Source organism: Pedobacter miscanthi (genome assembly GCF_003315595.1).
In the GTDB taxonomy this organism is placed as follows: Bacteria; Bacteroidota; Bacteroidia; order Sphingobacteriales; family Sphingobacteriaceae; genus Pedobacter; species Pedobacter miscanthi.
The window spans coordinates 1-4,073 of sequence record NZ_QNQU01000060.1; the positions used below are offsets into that span (position 1 = coordinate 1).

The following is a 4,073-nucleotide window of genomic DNA, read 5'->3' on the forward strand; positions in this document are numbered from 1 at the left end:
CCGCCGGTATATCCGTTTGCATTTCCAGAATCGTTTACAGCAAGCATCGCTGGTGCTGAAACCGTTATGGTTACAGTAGCAGTTTTAGTCTGACCAGGATTCAGTTTATCCTCGATCTGGTAAACAACTTCGTAAGTACCTGCAGGGGTGTTGGGTGCTACATTCACTTTTCCGGTAGCAGGATCAAGCGTTACCTTTGCATTTATAGTAGAAACCTGTGTTAATTTCACCTCATTCAATGTGACAGGGTTACCATTGTAGGTATCGTTGATCAATACATTTTCTACAGCGGTTCCACCGGTATAACCGTTTGCATTTCCTGAATCGTTTACAGCAACCATCACTGGTGCCGAAACAGTTACGGTTACAGTGGCGGTTTTAGTCTGACCAGGGTTCAGTTTATCTTCGATCTGATAAACAACTTCGTAAGTACCTGCAGGAGTGTTTGGTGCTACATTTACTTTTCCAGTGGTTACATCAAGGCTAACTTTTGGATCAGTAGTAGAAACCTGTGTTAATTTCACCTCGTTCAGGGTGGCAGGACTGCCATTGTAGGTATCGTTGATCAATACATTTTCTACAGCAGTGCCACCGGTATAACCGTTTGCATTTCCTGAATCGTTTACCGCAAGCATCGCAGGTGCTGAAACCGTTACGGTTACAGTAGCGGTTTTAGTCTGGCCAGGGTTCAGTTTATCTTCGATCTGGTAAACAACTTCATACATTCCTGCCGGAGTGTTCGGTTCCACATTCACTTTTCCGGTATCAGGATCAAGCGTTACGTTTGCATTGGTAGTAGAAACCTGTGCGAGTTTTACCTCGTTCAAAGTGGCAGGATTACCATTGTAGGTATCGTTCGCCAAAACATTTTCTACAGCAGTGCCGCCGGTATAACCGTTTGCATTTCCTGAATCGTTTACAGCAAGCATCGCAGGCGCTGAAACGGTTACGGTTACAGTGGCTGTTTTAGTCTGGCCAGGGTTTAGTTTATCTTCGATCTGGTAAACAACTTCGTAAGTACCTGCCGGGGTGTTCGGTGCAACAATTACTTTTCCAGAGGTTATGTCTAAGGTAACTTTAGCATTGGTGGAGGAAACCTGTGTTAGTTTTACCTCGTTCAAAGTGGCAGGATTGCCATTGTGGGTATCGTTGATCAATACATTTTCTACAGCAGTGCCACCAATATAACCGTTCGCATTTCCTGAATCGCTTACAGCTAGCATCGCCGGAGCTGAAACGGTTACGGTTACAGTTGCGGTTTTGGTCTGACCAGGGTTTAGTTTATCCTCGATCTGGTAAACAACTTCGTAGGTACCTGCCGGGGTGTTCGGTGCTACAGTTACTTTTCCGGTAGCCACATCAAGGCTAACTTTTGGATCAGTGGTAGAAACCTGTGTTAGTTTCACCTCGTTCAAAGTGGCAGGGTTACCATTGTAGGTATCGTTCGCCAACACATTTTCTACAGCGGTACCGCCGGTATAACCGTTTGAATTTCCTGAATCGACTGTAGCAACCATCACTGGTACCGAAACAGTTACGGTTACAGTAGCGGTTTTAGTCTGGCCAGGGTTCAGTTTATCTTCAATCTGATAAACAACTTCATACACTCCTGCAGGAGTGTTCGGTGCCACATTCACTTTTCCGGTAGCAGGATCAAGCGTTACCTTTGCATTTGTAGTCGAAACATGTGTTAGTTTGACCTCATTCAAAGTGGCAAGGTTACCATTGTAAGTATCGTTTGCCAATACATTTTCTACAGCAGTGCCGCCACTATAACCATTTGTATTTCCTGAATCGTTTACAGCTAGCATCGCAGGCGCTGAAACAGTTACGGTTACAGTAGCGGTTTTGGTCTGACCAGGGTTCAGTTTGTCTTCGATCTGATAAACAACTTCGTAAGTACCTGCCGGGGTGTTCGGTGTCGCATTTACTTTTCCAGAGGTTATGTCTAAGGTAATGTTAGCATTGGTAGTAGAAACCTGTATTAGCTTCACCTCGTTCAGGGTGGCAGGGTTACCATTGTAGGTATCGTTGATCAAAACATTTTCTAAAGCAGTGCCGCCGGTATAACCGTTTGCATTTCCTGAATCGTTTACAGCAAGCATTGCCGGTGCTGAAACAGTTACGGTTACAGTAGCGGTTTTGGTCTGACCAGGGTTCAGTTTATCTTCGATCTGGTAAACAATTTCGTAAGTACCTGCAGGAGTGTTCGGTGCTACAATTACTTTTCCGGTAGCCACATCAAGGCTAACTTTCGGATCAGTAGTCGAAACCTGTGTTAGTTTCACCTCGTTCAATGTGGCAGGGTTACCATTGTAGGTATCGTTGATCAATACATTTTCTACAGCAGTGCCGCCGGTATAACCGTTTGCATTTCCTGAATCGTTTACAGCGAGCATTGCAGGTGCTGAAACAGTTACGGTTACATTGGCGGTTTTAGTCTGACCAGGATTCAGTTTATCCTCGATCTGGTAAACAACTTCGTAAGTACCTGCCGGGGTGTTCGGTGTCACAATTACTCTTCCGGTAGCAGGATCAAGCGTTACGTTTGCATTGGTGGTAGAAACCTGTGTTAGTTTCACCTCGTTCAAAGTGGCAGGGTTACCATTGTAAGTATCGTTCGCCAAAACATTTTCTACAGCAGTGCCACCGGTATAACCGTTTGAATTTCCTGAATCGTTTACAGCAAGCATCGTTGGCGCTGAAACAGTTACGGTTACAGTAGCGGTTTTGGTCTGGCCAGGATTCAGTTTGTCTTCGATCTGGTAAAGCACTTCGTAAGTACCTGCCGGGGTGTTCGGTGCTACAATTACTTTTCCGGTGGTTACATCCAGGATAACTTTTGGATCAGTAGTCGAAACCTGTGTTAGTTTCACCTCGTTCAATGTGGCAGGATTGCCATTGTAGGTATCGTTCGCCAATACATTTTCTACAGCAGTGCCGCCGGTATAACCGTTTGCATTTCCTGAATCGTTTACAGCGAGCATTGCAGGTGCTGAAACAGTTACGGTTACATTGGCGGTTTTAGTCTGACCAGGATTCAGTTTATCCTCGATCTGGTAAACAACTTCGTAAGTACCTGCCGGGGTGTTCGGTGTCACAATTACTCTTCCGGTAGCAGGATCAAGCGTTACGTTTGCATTGGTGGTAGAAACCTGTGTTAGTTTCACCTCGTTCAAAGTGGCAGGGTTACCATTGTAAGTATCGTTCGCCAAAACATTTTCTACAGCAGTGCCACCGGTATAACCGTTTGAATTTCCTGAATCGTTTACAGCAAGCATCGTTGGCGCTGAAACAGTTACGGTTACAGTAGCGGTTTTGGTCTGGCCAGGATTCAGTTTGTCTTCGATCTGGTAAAGCACTTCGTAAGTACCTGCCGGGGTGTTCGGTGCTACAATTACTTTTCCGGTGGTTACATCCAGGATAACTTTTGGATCAGTAGTCGAAACCTGTGTTAGTTTCAGCTCGTTCCGGGTGGCGGGGTTTCCATTGTAGGTATCGTTCGCCAATACATTTTCTACAGCAGTGCCGCCGGTATAATCGTTTGCATTTACTGAATCGTTTACAGCGAGCATCGCCGGTGCTGAAACGGTTACGGTTACAGTAGCGGTTTTAGTCTGACCAGGGTTCAGTTTATCTTCGATCTGGTAAATAACTTCGTAAGTACCAGCCGGAGTGTTTGGGGCTACAATTACTTTTCCGGTAGTGATGTCTAAGGTAACGTTAGCATTGGTGGTCGAAACCTGTGTTAGTTTCACCTCGTTCAGGGTGGCGGGGTTTCCATTGTAGGTATCGTTCGCCAAAACATTTTCTACAGCGGTGCCGCCGGTATAACCGCTTGAATTTCCTGAATCGTTTACAGCGAGCATCGCCGGTGCTGAAACGGTTACGGTTACAGTGGCCGTTTTCGTCTGACCAGGGTTCAGTTTATCTTCGATCTGGTAAACAACTTCATAAGTACCAGCCGGAGTGTTTGGTGCTACAGTTACTTTTCCGGTGGTGATGTCTAAGGTAATGTTAGCATTGGTCGTAGAAACCTGTGTTAATTTTACCTCGTTCAGGGTGGCAGGGTT

The 4,073-nt window shown here is 45.6% G+C and carries 1 protein-coding gene; it reads right to left on the reverse strand.

The features are described 5' to 3' along the window. On the reverse strand, positions 1–4,073 hold a 4,073-nt coding region (locus DRW42_RS28945; RefSeq protein ID WP_208643671.1), incomplete at both ends, for a beta strand repeat-containing protein.